The sequence below is a fragment of the Streptomyces sp. LZ34 genome (assembly GCF_053890475.1).
The window spans coordinates 12,235,106-12,249,175 of the sequence record NZ_CM132680.1; the positions used below are offsets into that span (position 1 = coordinate 12,235,106).

10 protein-coding genes are annotated in these 14,070 nt (G+C 70.3%); 7 read left to right on the plus strand and 3 right to left on the minus strand.

What is annotated here, in order from left to right; translation table 11 throughout:
- Window positions 1–314: 314 nt before the first annotated feature.
- Window positions 315–839 carry a hypothetical protein gene (locus ACWY4P_RS52415; RefSeq protein WP_456207886.1) on the plus strand — a complete coding sequence of 175 codons (525 nt, stop codon included), beginning with the start codon at window positions 315–317 and terminating at the stop codon, window positions 837–839.
- Window positions 840–1,003: 164 nt separating this feature from the next.
- Here the strand turns inward: ACWY4P_RS52415 and ACWY4P_RS52420 are convergent, their stop codons facing one another.
- Window positions 1,004–2,050 (minus strand): alpha/beta hydrolase, encoded by a 1,047-nt coding sequence (locus ACWY4P_RS52420; protein WP_456207887.1) that lies wholly within the window; start codon window positions 2,048–2,050, stop codon window positions 1,004–1,006.
- A 464-nt stretch (window positions 2,051–2,514) separates the two neighbouring features.
- Between ACWY4P_RS52420 and ACWY4P_RS52425 the strand changes: the two genes are divergently transcribed.
- From ACWY4P_RS52425 to ACWY4P_RS52445, 5 genes are all read left to right on the plus strand, one after another.
- Entirely contained in the window at window positions 2,515–3,297 is a 783-nt protein-coding gene (locus tag ACWY4P_RS52425) for a polysaccharide lyase family 7 protein (protein ID WP_456207888.1), read from the plus strand.
- A 363-nt stretch (window positions 3,298–3,660) separates the two neighbouring features.
- Window positions 3,661–5,538, plus strand: a complete 1,878-nt coding sequence (locus ACWY4P_RS52430) for a serine/threonine-protein kinase (RefSeq protein WP_456207889.1) — start codon at window positions 3,661–3,663, stop codon at window positions 5,536–5,538.
- Window positions 5,539–5,642: 104 nt separating this feature from the next.
- On the plus strand, window positions 5,643–5,834 hold the full coding sequence (locus ACWY4P_RS52435; RefSeq protein ID WP_456207890.1) for a ribbon-helix-helix domain-containing protein: 192 nt from the start codon (window positions 5,643–5,645) through the stop codon (window positions 5,832–5,834).
- Complete coding sequence (locus ACWY4P_RS52440; RefSeq protein WP_456207891.1) at window positions 5,824–6,168, plus strand: VOC family protein; 345 nt, start codon at window positions 5,824–5,826, stop codon at window positions 6,166–6,168. The genes ACWY4P_RS52435 and ACWY4P_RS52440 overlap by 11 nt, the downstream gene beginning before the upstream one ends.
- Window positions 6,169–6,188: 20 nt before the next feature.
- On the plus strand, window positions 6,189–7,046 hold the full coding sequence (locus ACWY4P_RS52445; protein ID WP_456207892.1) for a class I SAM-dependent methyltransferase: 858 nt from the start codon (window positions 6,189–6,191) through the stop codon (window positions 7,044–7,046).
- A gap of 30 nt (window positions 7,047–7,076) precedes the next feature.
- On the opposite strand, the gene ACWY4P_RS52450 is transcribed toward ACWY4P_RS52445, so the two are convergent.
- Window positions 7,077–8,930 (minus strand): asparagine synthase-related protein, encoded by a 1,854-nt coding sequence (locus tag ACWY4P_RS52450; RefSeq protein ID WP_456207893.1) that lies wholly within the window; start codon window positions 8,928–8,930, stop codon window positions 7,077–7,079.
- A 170-nt stretch (window positions 8,931–9,100) separates the two neighbouring features.
- Here ACWY4P_RS52450 and ACWY4P_RS52455 point away from each other — a divergent pair, with 170 nt between their 5' ends.
- Window positions 9,101–12,940 carry an nSTAND1 domain-containing NTPase gene (locus ACWY4P_RS52455; protein WP_456207894.1) on the plus strand — a complete coding sequence of 1,280 codons (3,840 nt, stop codon included), beginning with the start codon at window positions 9,101–9,103 and terminating at the stop codon, window positions 12,938–12,940.
- 42 nt (window positions 12,941–12,982) lie between these two features.
- On the opposite strand, the gene ACWY4P_RS52460 is transcribed toward ACWY4P_RS52455, so the two are convergent.
- On the minus strand, window positions 12,983–14,041 hold the full coding sequence (locus ACWY4P_RS52460; protein ID WP_456207895.1) for an iron-siderophore ABC transporter substrate-binding protein: 1,059 nt from the start codon (window positions 14,039–14,041) through the stop codon (window positions 12,983–12,985).
- Window positions 14,042–14,070: the final 29 nt, after the last annotated feature.

The window sequence follows — 14,070 nt, forward strand, 5'->3', positions numbered from 1 at the left end:
CCTCAGGATGGGTGACGACGTACAGAGTGCGCATGAGTGTGTGGCCTCTCTTGTCGGTAGCGTTCTGCCGGAATCCAGTCCGCAACTGTGGAAGAGACAACTCAGGCGCCCGAGACGGCGGTGCGCCTGGCCGCAGGTCTCGCCGCTGCCCTGGTCGAGATCCACCGGGCCGGGCTGATCCATCGCGACCTCGAGCCGTCGGAGCGTACTCGCCCCCACCCGCACTGCAGGCGGCGATTTCAGCAGGTGCTAGCGTGAAACGGACCCGGCCGGTCCGCCCGGCGAACCTGTGTCCTGACGGGGGACCTTCCGCCATGCACCACCTTCCTCGCGGCGCCGCGTTCGGCGCGCTCGCCGCCTCCGCCCTCCTCGCCCTCTCGGCCTGCTCCAGCGGCGGCTCGGATGACGCATCGTCCACCGTCGATGGGAAGAACGGGAAGGGGAGCGCGAGCAGCAGCGGAGCGTCGAGTTCCAAGGCCACGTCGTCGCCGTCCGCCACGGCGAGTGGCCCGGCCAACGGAACCGGCGCCGCCCAGCCCGTCACGTCCAAGGTCGAGGTCAGCATCAAGTCGTGCCAGCTGCGCGACGCGTCCAAGCTGTTCGCGGTCGTCCAGCTCGACAACGTGAAGGGCGCGGCGGACTACGCGTACACCGTCAAGGTCCGCTTCCTGAACTCCGCGCACCCCGACAAGGCGGTCTACGCCACCCTCACCGGCCAACCCGTCCAGGCCGGAGCCCTGAAGAGCGCACTCGCGTCCGCCGCCTGGAAGGGCGACTCCGCCGCGATGCCGCAGACCTGCCAGATCGCCAAGGCGACCAAGGTGAAGATCGCCGGCTGACCCCGGCCGCGGTCGCGGCCCGCGAAGCCGTGCTCGGCCGCCGCGCGGCCGGATCGCCGGCACAGCACCGGCATCGCCGAACTCCTCGGCGTCGGCCCGGCACCCTTTACCACCACATCCCCGACCTGAGGGAACCGCGGGCCGCCGCCGTCCCGCGCCGACGCTCATCCGGCGGGTCGGTTCCTCGTGCCGGACTGCGCGAGGAGGCGCTGGAGCCAGCGGGTACGGGCGTTGCGTGCGTCCCGGCTGAGGGCCGCCTGCGGTGCCAAGCTGTCGAAGCCGTGGTAGGCACCGGGCCATACATGCAGTTCAGCCTGGCCGCCGGCCTGCCAGATCGCGTTCGCGTAAGCCACGTCCTCGTCCCGGAACATCTCGGCCGACCCGACCTCGATATAGGCCGGAGGGAGTCCGGACAGGTCCGTGGCGCGGGAGGGGGCCGCGTAGGGCGGCAGGTCCGCAGCGCCGTAGCGGTCACCCAGCAGTGCCTTCCACGCGGTCGCGTTGGAGGTGAGGTCCCACATGCCGAGGCCCGTCATCTGATGACTGGAGAAGGTGCTGCCGCGGTCGTCGATCATCGGGCACAGCAGCAGTTGCCCCAGCGGCCCGGGACCGCCGCGGTCACGGGTCAGCAGGGCGAGGGCCGCGGCGAGCCCGCCGCCGGCGCTCTTCCCTCCGATGATGATGCGGTCCGCGTCGATGTCCAGTTCGGCCGCGTGCCCGGCCGCCCAGACGAGTCCGGCGTAGCAGTCCTCCAGCGGTCCCGGGTACTGCGCCCGCGGTGCCAACCGGTACTCAACCGAGATGACAGCCAGTTCCAACGGGAGGGCCCACTCGCGAAGAATCCGCGGAAGCACGGACCACGCGTTGCCCATGACCATTGCGCCCCCGTGCATGTAGTACAGCAGAGGCAGCGGCCCGACGAGCCCGGACGGCCGCGCGCTCACGAGCGCGACGTCCGGTCCGTCCGGCGGTCCGGACACACAGAACTCCGCCACCTCGAAACGGCCGTCGGCGCGAAGGTCCTCGGCCGTTGGCCTGGGCCGGGTCGCGGCATCCCGCTCTTGCCGGGCCTCAAGATTGTCCGGGGTGAGCGGCTCCCTCGGCTCTTTACCCAAGGCCGCCGGCACGACGCTCAGTTCGGGGTCGAAGGGGGGCACTGCCTTCGGTGTCGGGACACGGCCGGACTTTGACGGCGTACGGCGGACACTCATGACCCACCTCCCGGTCGGACGGCGGGATTCCGCCCGGTATCCCCGCTGAAACAGCTCGGCCGCACACACGCGCACTGGGGGAACACTCGCCTGAGACCCATACGGCGTAGCCAATCACACCGTCAGGCGGCACCGCCGCCCAGACCACAGGCCCAGGCCGTGGCCTGGCGCTCCCGCGCCCGCCACGCGTGGCCACCACTTCTCCGAGCGGTCCGTGAACCGCCCTCCGAGTGCCGACATCTGCGGGACCCGTCCCGGGGAGGCGGCCGAACAATGGGGAACGGCCTATGCCCGTTCCGCGCCAGGGGGAGATCAGTATGGATGAGCCGACCACAGACAGCGCCTCGTCTGCGGAAGCACAGAGAACATCAACGGTCCAACTCAGGGCCCAGGTGGCATGACGACGTCTCCACGACTCGAGGGAATCGAGAGTCGCTGTGCCCCCCAACAGGAAGGGAAACCCCATGCCGCGCATACGCATCATCGTCCTCGCGGGCATTACGGCGGCCGTCTCGACGGCCGCCCTCGTGCTCCCCGCGCAGGCCGGCACCCTCACCCGCGACGACGCCACGGCCGCCCGGTGCAATTACCCCGCCGACGTCCTCGACCTCACCAACTGGAAGATAACCCTCCCCACCGGAGACGACGAGGACCCAACCGAGATCACCCAGCCCGGCCTGGCCACTTTCTCCGCCAAGCCGTGGTTCCAGGTCAACGAGGACTGCGACGCGGTCCAGTTCCGGGCGGCCGTCGACGGCGTGACGACGGGGGGCTCCGGCTACCCGCGTGCCGAGCTGCGGGAGATGACAGATGGTGGGGAGGAGAAGGCCAGCTGGTCGACCACCGAGGGCACCCACACTCTCGTGGTCACAGAGGCGTTCCTGGCCCTTCCCAACGACAAGCCGCACCTGGTCGGCGCCCAGATTCACGGCGGGGACGACGATGTCACGGTCTTTCGCCTCGAAGGCAGCAAGCTCTACATCACCGACGGTGACGACTCCCACCACCACCTTGTCACCGACGACTACGAGCTGGGCACCGAGTTCGAGGCCAAGTTCGTGGCGCAGGACGGGGAGATCGACGTGTACTACAACGGGGAGTTGGAGACCACGATCTCCCATGACGGCGACACCAACTACTTCAAGGCGGGTGCCTACACGCAGGCCAACTGCGGGAACTCGGACCCGTGCGACAGTGACAACTACGGCGAGGTCCGCATATCCAACATCGAGGTCACCCACTCCTAGCCAGGGGATCACGGTGCCGGGCCCCCGTGGTGGGAGGTCCGGCACCACCGCGACTACCTGGACCCTCGGCGGCGTACCGGCCAGGCGCGACAGGCCGTAGCCGCGGATGCATGTGACTGCGGCACCTGCCCATATCGCGTGCACCCCCGGGCGCCACAACCTCCACAGAGGTGATGATTTCTGGAGCGGAGCGTGAATCCCCTTCTCAACCGGCCGTGTCCGGCCCACCACGGACACGCGCCGAGCCCGGGGTCGCCCTCAAGAGCGCCGGAAACGGTGTGTGCCTCTTCCGCTACGCAGTAAATTCAGACCGCGTGCCTGGCAACAGTAGGGGTTCTGGTCTTGTGCGAGGGGAGTGTCGTTGTGCGCCGGGGGGAGAAGGTGGGCAAGTACCGGCTCACGAAGGGGCCCGTCGAAGGAGGAAGAGGCGCGGTCTGGTTCGCCGTCGACACGGAGCTGGGCCGGCCCGTCGTCCTGAAGCGGGCCTTGCTTGAGGACAACAGCCAGGCCGACTTCGACCAGTTGCTGGCCGAAGCGCGCGCTCTGGCGAAGTTCAGCCACCCGCACGTGGTCACCCTCTACGACGCCGTCCGCGCGGGCAAGGGCAAGAGGGCGACGTTCTGGCTGGTGATGGAGCATGTGACCGGCGGGAGCCTGGACGTCCCGGTGAAGATGGCTCCGGAGCTCGCGGCGCACATCGGCACGCAGATCGCGGCCGCGCTGGCGGCCCTGCACGCCAAGGGGATCGTGCATTGCGACGTCAAGCCCGGCAATGTCGTGATCACTCACGACAGAGTGGCCAAGCTGGCCGACTTCGGCGCGGCGTACCGGGTGGACGGCAGCGAGACGATCACGCCCAACGGACCGATCAGCCTCACCCCGGCCTACGCCGCCCCCGAGTCGTTCCGGGCGGCGCCCGAGCGGGCATCCGACGTGTTCTCCCTCGGTGCCACCCTGTACTGGCTGGTTACGGGCACTCCGCCGCTGCGCGGCCCCGGGCGCGTGGTCCGGATGGAGTCCATCAGCCCCCAGGTCGGGCCGCTCGGCGGGGTGCTCACCGCGATGCTCCAGCGTGACCCCGGGGCCCGGCCCACCGCCGCTGAGGCGCTCGGCGCGCTCGCGGGCATCGCGGGATCGCCGGACCGGCTCCCGACCCTCCCGCTGAACTCGGTGACCACGCCCTATACGGACACCATTTCTGGTGTCGAGGACCCGCCGGGAGGACAGCGGCACCGGACGACGACCCTCGTCCGGCGCCGCCCGCTGCTCACGGCCGGTGTCGCCGCCGTCACGGCACTGGCCATCGCCGTTCCGTTCATCGTGATGCGCCTGGGTGGCGAAGCCGGAGCGGACAAAGCCGCTCCGTCGCCGGGCAGTACGCGAACCAGCGCGTCGGGCTTCATCGGCGACCCCCGTACGGCCGACCCTTGCGCCTTGCTGAACGCCTCCGTGTTCGATCGGTACGAACTGGCCGAGCTGAAGCGTGACGAGGGAAACTTCAACCGATGCGACGTCAACCTGAAGGAGGGCGACGAGGAGGTCGTGGGCGTCAGGGTGGAGCTCGACGCCGACCCGCTGCCGGAGGCCGTGACGAGGAAGACCACGGGCAGGGTGACCGTCGTGGAGCGTGCGGCCGAGGGCGACGCGTGCGAGCGGGCCATCGCGGTGACCGGCGCTCGCGACAACAGCCTTCGGGTCACCGCGGTGGCGCGACGGCCTGCCGACGTCAGGCAGCCGCTGTGTGACACCGCCGATGTCGCCGCGCGATTCGCCGTCAAGGTGCTCAACCGCGGTGAGATCCCCCGGCGTTCCCCTGGCTTCCCGTCCGATTCGCTGGCGCGCCAGGACGCGTGCACGCTGCTCGACATCAAGGCGCTGGAGCAGGTGCCCGGTATCGACGCCAAGGACCCGGACGTCGGATTCGGCCGCTGGGACTGCCAGTGGAAGAGCACCACCAGCGAGTTCGAGGTGGACTTGCGATTCGAGCAGGGCAGCCTGCCGAGCGACAAGAACGCCGGGTTGACCGCGCTCGGCAAGCGCCAGGCCATCGTTCTGTCGGGGTATGAGGGCTCGGGGAGCTGCCGTGTCGAGGTGGTCTATCGCGACTACCCCAGCGTGGACCGGGTGAAGGGGACCGAGCGGGTGGCCCTCGTCATCAAGGGGGCGGCCTCCAAGGGCAAGGCCTGCGAACTGGCCACCGATCTCGCCGAGTCGGCCGCCGCCGCGCTGCCGTCCGTCTGACCGCCGCCGTCGAGTGAGGAAAGCGCCGGTCTGAGCAGCCGACGGCGGACATCGACGAATCCTGCGTTCTCGCGGCTAGCTTGCTAGGATGCTAGCATCGGCTCGTGGGTGATGAGGAAGTCAAGCAGTTCAACGTGTACCTGCCGATCGGGCTGATCAAGCAGGTCAAGTACCGCGCCATCGAGTCGGGCATGTCGTTGTCGGCGCTGGTCGCCGAAGCGCTGCGCGCCCACCTCGACGACGCCCAGAGGCAACAACAGCCATCAACTGAGAAGGAGAACCGGCATGACGACTGAAGGAATCGAAGCCGTGTTCCTGGAGACCCACAACTGGGGCAAGGCGGCGAAGTTCTTCCAGGCACTGGGCTTCGACCTGGAGTTCTCGACCGACCACAACTCCGGCCAGCTTCGCAACGGCGACGGTCCGTACGTCTTCATCGCCGAGATCCCCGAGGACCGAAAGCCCCAGATGCAGATCGTGCTGAAGGTGCCGGACGCGGATGGGTTCCGTCCCGATCCTGCCGTCGAGGTGGTCACACCGTTCGAGGACACCCATTACGGGACCAAGGAGATGACGGTCCGCGACCCCGACGGGCGTCTGTGGAGCCTCCAAGCCCCCGCCAAGAACTGACCGCAACGGGAGGAAACACCATGGCAGACGAGCAGACCGAGGCGCCGGACAGCACCGCGGTGCGCGTCGCCCTCTGGCGGGCGATGCACGTCCAGGTCGACCCACCGCCCCACGTAATCGAGGACGAGATCGGCCGACAGCTGGCCGCCCCCGACGATGACTGGCGCCGCCGCCCCGACATGGACCCGCGTGCCACCAGCTCGTTCCGGGCAGCCATTGTGGCCCGCGCTCGTTTCATCGAGGACCTGGTCACCGAGCAGGCCGACCGCGGGGTCGCCCAGTACGTCATCCTGGGAGCCGGCCTGGACACCTTCGCCCAGCGCAAGCCGGAGATCGCCTCCCGCCTGCGGCTCTTCGAGGTCGACCAGCCGGGCCCCCAGGCCTGGAAGCGCCACCGCCTGGCCGAACTCGGCTATGGCATCCCCGACTGGCTGCACCTGGTGCCGGTCGACTTCGAGGCGAGCGGGTCCTGGTTGGAGCGGCTGGCCGCGGCCGGCTTCGACCCCGGCCGGCCGGCGGTCATTGTCTCCACCGGCGTCACCATGTACCTCACCAAAGACGCCACCGCGGCCACCCTGCGCCAGATCGCCGGGCTCGCACCCGACTCGACGCTCGCCATGACCTTCCTGCGGCCGGCCGACCTTGTCGACGACGCCGATCGCCCCGGCTTCCTGGCGAGCGAGGAAGGCGCGCGGGCATCCGGAACGCCGTTCATCAGCTTCTACACCCCGCAGGAAATGCTCGCACTGGCCCGCGAGGCCGGTTTCAAAGACACCCGACACGTATCGGGAGCTTCGCTGGCCGAGCGCTACTTCGCCGATCGCACCGACGGCCTTCGCCCGTCAAGCGGAGAGGACCTGCTGTTGGCCACCACCTGATCCCTCCGACCACCGTGCTCAGCACCCACACTACGGCCCGATCGACATGGCTCCCAGCATCGCGGATGCCGGGTGGTGCGGTGTCCGCTCGTGCGAGCGGAGCCATATTTCGCAGCCCACCGTGGACATCAGCGGTGCCAGGTCGGCGATCGAGGCATGTGAGTGCGCGACGCCGCGCAGGTGGTCGGGGTCGATCAGGCCGGCCTCGGCCAGCAGCGAACCGTCCAGGAGAGTGAGGATTTCGCCTCGCTGCCGACGCAGCGCGCGGTGGAAGTCCGCGCAGTAGCGGCCTTTCGTGGTGCGCCGCAGGACCTTCTGGGGAACGATGCCGGCCACCGCGGTTGTCAGCAGTGGTTTGAAGCGTCCCGGGGCCGCGGCCTCCCACGGGCGGGCGGACGTCGCGGCGGCCACCACGGCGTCGTCGGTGTAGGGCAGTGCGAGATCGGGACCGGGCAGGGACTTGTTGATCAGGCGTACGGTGTTGCCACCTTCCCTTATTTGGTGCAGTACGCCGTGGACGCTGCGTTGGGGAGCGAGCGGCGCGGGGGAGCGCTCGGCGGCCTCCCGCAGCACGTCCCGCGCCGACCGGGCGGCTTGCGGGGAGGCCCACGCGGGCATGCGGGGCATCGGCTGCCAACCGAGTTGATGCGCCGGCTCATGCGCGTATGGGGTGGTCAGGTGGTCGGCCGTCTCCAGCAGCCACCGCGGGTAGCCGCGCCGGTCCGCCAGCGCCCGCAGCATGGCCCAGCGGCTGACGCGCCAGTCGAGGCGTTGACGCCGGGCCCGCTTGAGCGCCATCCCCGGACGCAGTGTCAAGGCGTCGATCCAGTGGGAGGGGGAGGGGGTGAACAACTCGTCGCCGCCTCCGCCGCCCAGATGCAGACGGGATCCGCGTGCTTGCACGCGGCGCAGAATATCGCCGAGCTTCGCGACATCCCGCGTCCAGGAGCCCGGCTCCTGCGCGGCCAGGTGCAGCGACCCTGTGCCCGCGAACCAGTCGGGTGTCTCATGCTGCCCGACCACCAGATGCGTGGCCTCAGGCAGTGCCCGAGCGGCCTGGGCTGCCCATACGGCATCGTCATTGCGCGCGTCCACACCCTCCCAGCGCGCCGTCACCAGCGCGGCGTCACCGCGGGTGGCCAGGAAGCACAGGCTCGTCGAACCCAGCCCGCCGGACAGGTCGGCGCTGACCGTCCCCCCGCCCGCCGTGCACGTGGCCACCGCCTCCACCAGCGCGGCGCGCACCGCCTGCGCCGCCTCGCCCAGAGGGAGGACGGGTTCGGGGGGATACCACCAGCGCACCGTACGTCCGCTGCCGTCGCGGTGCCACATCAGCGCCTCATCCGGCCGTACGGCATGCACTCCCTGCCACATCGTGCGCCCGCCCAACGCCGCCCAGGACACGGCGGGTTCCAGCAGCCGCGCTGCCAGCACCTCCATGTCCGGCGCCGAACCGAGCAGCTCGGCCAGCACATCCGCGTCCGAAGCCGCCACCGGCACGCCGTCCACCAGCGCGGTGAAGACGCGACACACCGCCGAAGCCGTCCCCCGTGCCCACACGCTTCCGCCAACCGAGGCCAGCACGTGATAGCTGCCCGCCAGTCCGGCGACCGCCTGCTCCGCCTCCTCCGCGCTCCGCACCCGCGCGACTTTCCGCCGCAGCACCTCCGGGGAAACGGTGAACCTGCCCGACAGGGCGAGCCGGGTGGCCCCCGCCTCGACGACGACCGTACGCCTGCCGGCCCGCCGGCCGATCAACCACGGCCTGCCCGACGCGTGCCGCAGACAGCCCGGCGCGCCTTCGTCGGGTTCGCCATGCCGTAGCCGCCCCGCCAACGCAGCGGCGGCCTCCGTGTCCGGCAACGCCACCCACCACCCGTCCACCGCAGAGCTCCTCCCCCTCGACCGAAACCACGACCTGGTTCCGCCCGCTCCAGGTGTAGCGGCTCAGGCATTGTTCGGGTTCGGACCCTGGTGCCGAACAATCAAGTCCTGAAAAATGTGACGACCGCCATGCGGGCTATGACCTGCGGGAACGAGGGGGAGGTGCGGGGATGCCGCGCAGAGAGCGACCGCTGGAGTCGGAGGAAGGTCCGTTACTGGAGTTCGCCTCGGGCCTCCGGCAGTTGCGGCAGAAGGCCGGCAATCCGCCGTACCGGAAACTGGCGGAGCAGGCGCACTACTCGATTTCGACCTTGTCCTCCGCGGCGTCCGGGCAGCGGCTGCCGACCCTGGCGGTGACGCTGGCGTACGTGCGCGCCTGTGAGGGCGACGTATCAGAGTGGGAGCAGCGTTGGCGGGACGCGGCGGAACGCCTCGGTGAGGGGAGTCCCGCCCTCGGCCCGGCGGAAGAATCCGACAAGGCCTCGCCGTACGCGGGTCTGCGGCCGTTCCGGGAGCAGGACGCGGAGTGGTTCTTCGGCCGGGAGCAGCTGGTGGACGAGCTGGTTGAGCGACTGGAGCGACAGCCGTTCGTGGTGGTGATCGGGGCATCGGGTTCGGGCAAGTCGTCGCTGTTGCGGGCGGGGCTGGTGCCGCGCCTGGGGGCCGTGGCGACGACGGTGGTGTTGACGCCGGGGCCGCGCCCGCTGGAGGAGTGTGCGGTGCGGCTGGGTGCGCTGGCGGGAGTCACGCCAGGTGGACTGTACGAGGAGTTGAAGGAGGATCCGGAGAACCTGGGCCGCGTGGTGCGGCAGATCACCGCCCGTTCCGGTGCGGTCGGCGGCGACGTGGTGCTGATCGTCGACCAGTTCGAGGAAACCTTCACACTGTGCCAGGACGACGACGAGCGGGACTGCTTCATCGAGGCACTGGTCACCGCCGCCTCGGCCGAGGCCGGCCGGTGCCGGGTGGTGCTGGGGGTACGGGCCGACTTCTACCCGTACTGCACCCACAACGCCCCGCTGGTGAAGGCGATGCGCGATGCGCAGGTGCCCGTCGGGCCCATGAGCCTGGACGAGCTGCGCCGGGCGGTGGTGAAGCCGGCGCAGCGGGCCGGACTGAGCGTCGAGGGCGCGCTGCTCGCGACGCTCGTGGCCCAGGCACACGCCCAGCCCGGGATGCTGCCGCTGCTGTCCCACGCGCTGCTTCAGACCTGGCGGCGGAGGCGTGGCAACGCGCTGACGCTGGAGGCGTTCGAGGCGGCGGGCGGGCTCGAGGGCGGCCTGGCGCGCACCGCCGAGGACTTCTACCGGCAACTGGACGGGCAACACCGGAAGCTGGCCCGGCGGGTGTTCGTGCGGCTGACCGCGCTGGGAGAAGGCACGCAGGACACTCGGCGGCCGGCCCGCCTGGAGGAGTTGGAGGGACTGGCCGAGGCCGGTGGCGGCGGTATCGGTGCCGTACTGGATCATGCGGCCGGTGCGCGGCTGCTGACGCTGGACCGCGAGCGGGTGGAACTGGCCCACGAGGCTCTGATCCGGTGCTGGCCCCGGCTGCGCAGCTGGCTGACCGAGGACCGTGAGGCCATGCGGACCCTGCGCCAGCTCACCGACGCGGCACAGGTCTGGGAAACGCTGGGGCGGGACCCCGGCGCGCTGTACCGCGGTGCCCGCCTCACCATGGCCACCGGACTGGACCGCGCCTCTCTCTCCGCGCCGGAGCGGGAGTTCCTCGATGCGAGCTCGGCCGCTCAGGCGGCCGAGCATGCGGCGGTGCGGCGTCGCGCCCGGCTGCGACACCAGGCGGTGGCGCTGCTGGGCGTCCTGCTCGTCCTGGCGATCACGACCGCGGTCCTCGCTGTTGTGGCGCAGCGGACGGCGGATCGGCAGCGCGACGCGGCCAGTTCACAGCGCGACGCCGCCAGTTCACAGCGGGCCGCCGAAAAGGCCGCGGCGGTTCGGGCGGCCAACCCCGCTCTGGCCGCCCAGGTCAGTCTGGCCGCCTACCGACTGTCGCCGACCCCGGAGGCGCGCAGCAGTCTGCTCAGCACGTTCGCCACCCCGTACGCCACACAGCTGACCGGTCGGCGGAGCGTGGTCACCGCGGTGGCGTTCAGCGCCGACGGCCGCATACTCGCCACCGGCGACACCGACCGGACCGTGCGATGGTGGCGGGTCGCGGATCCGCACCGGCCGCGTGAGCTCGGCGCGCTGCCCCGCCTGGCCGGTCCCGTCCGCACGGTCGCCGTCAGCCCCGACGGCCGTCTTGTGGCCGCGGGCGGCGAAGACGGCGCGGTGGTGGTGTGGGACATCGGCGATGTGCGGCAGCCCCGGCTCTTGGCGCGTCTGTCGGCCGGCGCCGGTCCGGTCGTCGGACTGGGGTTCGACCCCGGCGGGCGGACGCTGGCGACGGTCGGCCACAACAGGATCCGGCTGTGGCAGCTGTCGGGTGCTCAGCGGCCACGCAGCCTTGCCACGTTGGACATGCCTGCCGCCGTGACCGCGGTGGCGTTCAGCCGGGACGGGCGGATGCTGGCCACGGGCCATACCGACCGCACCGTGCGGCTGTGGGCGGTGACCGCGTCGGGCGCGCGACTGCGGAAGCTGTCGGCCGCGGTCGGCCACAGCGGCGCGGTGAACGCGATGGCGTTCGCCCCGGACGGCCGCAGACTGGCCACCGGCAGCAGCGACTTCAAGGTGCGGCTGTGGGACGTGGCCGCGCCACGCCATGTCCGTCCGGTGGAGGTGCTCACCGGGCACACCGATGCGGTCAACGCCGTCGCCTTCAGCCCCGACGGCCGCACGCTGGCCAGCGGCAGCACTGACGCCACCGTACGCCGGTGGGCGGTGACCGTTCCCGGCCCCGCCCGTGAACTGGGAGTTCTCTCAGGCCACACCAGCAGCGTCGGATCGCTTGCCTTCAGTCCCGACGGCCGCACTCTGGTCACCGGCAGTGCGGACCAGACCACACGTCTGTGGGATCTCCCCGGACCGGCCCTGACCGGCCACAGCAGCTCGGTCTACTCCGTCGCCTTCAGCCCTGACGGAAGCCTGCTGGCGACCGGCAGCTACGACCGCAGCGTGCGCATGTGGAGCCTCGCGGACGTGCGCCGCCCCAGGGAGCTGCCGCCACTCACCGGCCACACGGGTCCGGTCAACTCAGTGGTCTTCCGGCCGGACGGGCGCGCCCTGGCCACTGGCAGTGCCGACGGCACGGTACGGCTGTGGAGCCTGGCGGAATCGTACCGTCCCCGCCTGCTGAGCGTCGTGCCGTCTCGTGTCGGCCACGTCAACACGGTCGCGTTCAGCCCGGACGGCCACACCCTGGCCACCGGCGGTGAGAGTGGCACCGTGCGACTGTGGGATGTGACGAATGTGCGGCATCCCCGTCTGCTGGCCACTCTGCGGAGAGCCGACGCGGTGGACTCCGTGACGTTTGCCCACAACGGCCGCACCCTCGCCGTGGCCGACCGCAACCGCACGGCCACCTTGTGGAACCTGACCGACCGACGGCACCCCAGACGCCTGGCCGTCCTCGTCGGCCACACGGACGCGGTGAAATCGGTCGCGTTCAGCCCCGACGACCGCACCCTGGCCACCGGCAGTGAAGACCGCACCGTACGGCTGTGGGATCTCACCGATCCACATCGTCCGGTCCTACGGAACCGGCTTTCCGGCTACGCCGACGGCGTCATGTCCGTCGCCTTCGCCCCAAGCGGGCACATGCTGGCCACCGCAAGCTCGGACAACACCGTGAGGCTGTACAACGTCATCGGGCACGGTGGCGCCCAGGAACTGGCCATCCTGGCAGGCCACACCAAGCCGGTCGACACTCTCGCCTTCAGCCCCGACGGCCGAGCCCTCGCCACCGGCGGCGAAGACTGGACCGCACTCCTGTGGGACCCCAGCGTTGAGCGCGTCGCCTCCCGGATCTGCGACACAGCCTCCCCCGCCATGACCCGTGCCGAATGGCGCCATTACTTTCCCCAGCACGAGTACCAGCCGCCATGTTGAGAGGTTGTGGGGTACCAGAACGAGGCGGTGGCACGCGCGCGGTCAGGACGCCGGCTGTGTCACCTTGGTGGCGGGCTTGCCGTCGACGGCGGCGGCCAGTTGCGGGACCAGGCGGTCGAGCGTGTACGGCAGGCTCAGGACCGTCACGAAGGAGATGGCGTTCCCGTAGTCGCTGGACTCCTTGACGTAGACCTCGCGGTCCTGTTTCGCCACCTTCAGGTCGGCGTAGAGGGGGTTCTCGTCGAGCTTGGCCCCGTCCTTGGCCGGGTCGGTGACGATCCACACGATCGCGTCGGTGTCCAGCAGGTCGGTGCGCTCCTTGCTGATGTTGGCGCCGAACTCGTCACCGATCACCTTGTCCAGGTCGGCCGGGAGGGTGAAGCCGAGGTCGGTCAGGACGCGGGAGCGGGGGTCCTGGCTGCCGAAGACGAAGATGCCGTCGTAGGGGGTGGCCATCACCGCGCTGGCCCCGGCGAAGGCCGGGTGCTTGGCGGTCACGGTCTTGAAATGGGCCTGGACGCCCTTGACCAGCTCCTTCGCCTTGGCCTTCTGCCCGAGGGCGGTCCCGATGATCTCGGTCTGCCGCTGCCACGGCACGCCGAAGTCGTTGTACTCCTTGGGCTGGGCCACCACCGGCGCGAACTTCGACAGGGTCTCGTACTGATCCTTGGTGAGGCCGCCGTAGACCGCGAGGATGAGGTCCGGCCGGAGCGCGGCGATCTTCTCCGTCTGCGGCCCCGTGCCGGTGTCCTTGAGTACGGTCGGTGTCTTCGCGCTGCCCAGTTCGTCCTGGGCCCAGGGGCCGATGGCACCCTTGTAGCCGCCGTTCCACTCGGTGGTGCCGACCGGAACCCTGCCCAGGGCGAGCACGGCGTCCTGGTCGGTCAGGCCGACCGTGACGATCCGCTTGGGCTCGTTCTTGATGGTGGTACTGCCGTACTTGTGCGGGATGGTCACCGGAAAGGCGTTGCCCGGGGCGGCCGACTTGCCGTCGTCGGTCCCGGAGTCCTCCCCGGAACCGCAGGCGGTGGCGGTGCCGAACAGGAGCAGTACGGAGGCGAGTATCGCGGCGAGCCGGATGCCTCTCAAAGAGCCGTGCATCAGTGGTCCTTCATGGTCGAAGTTGATGT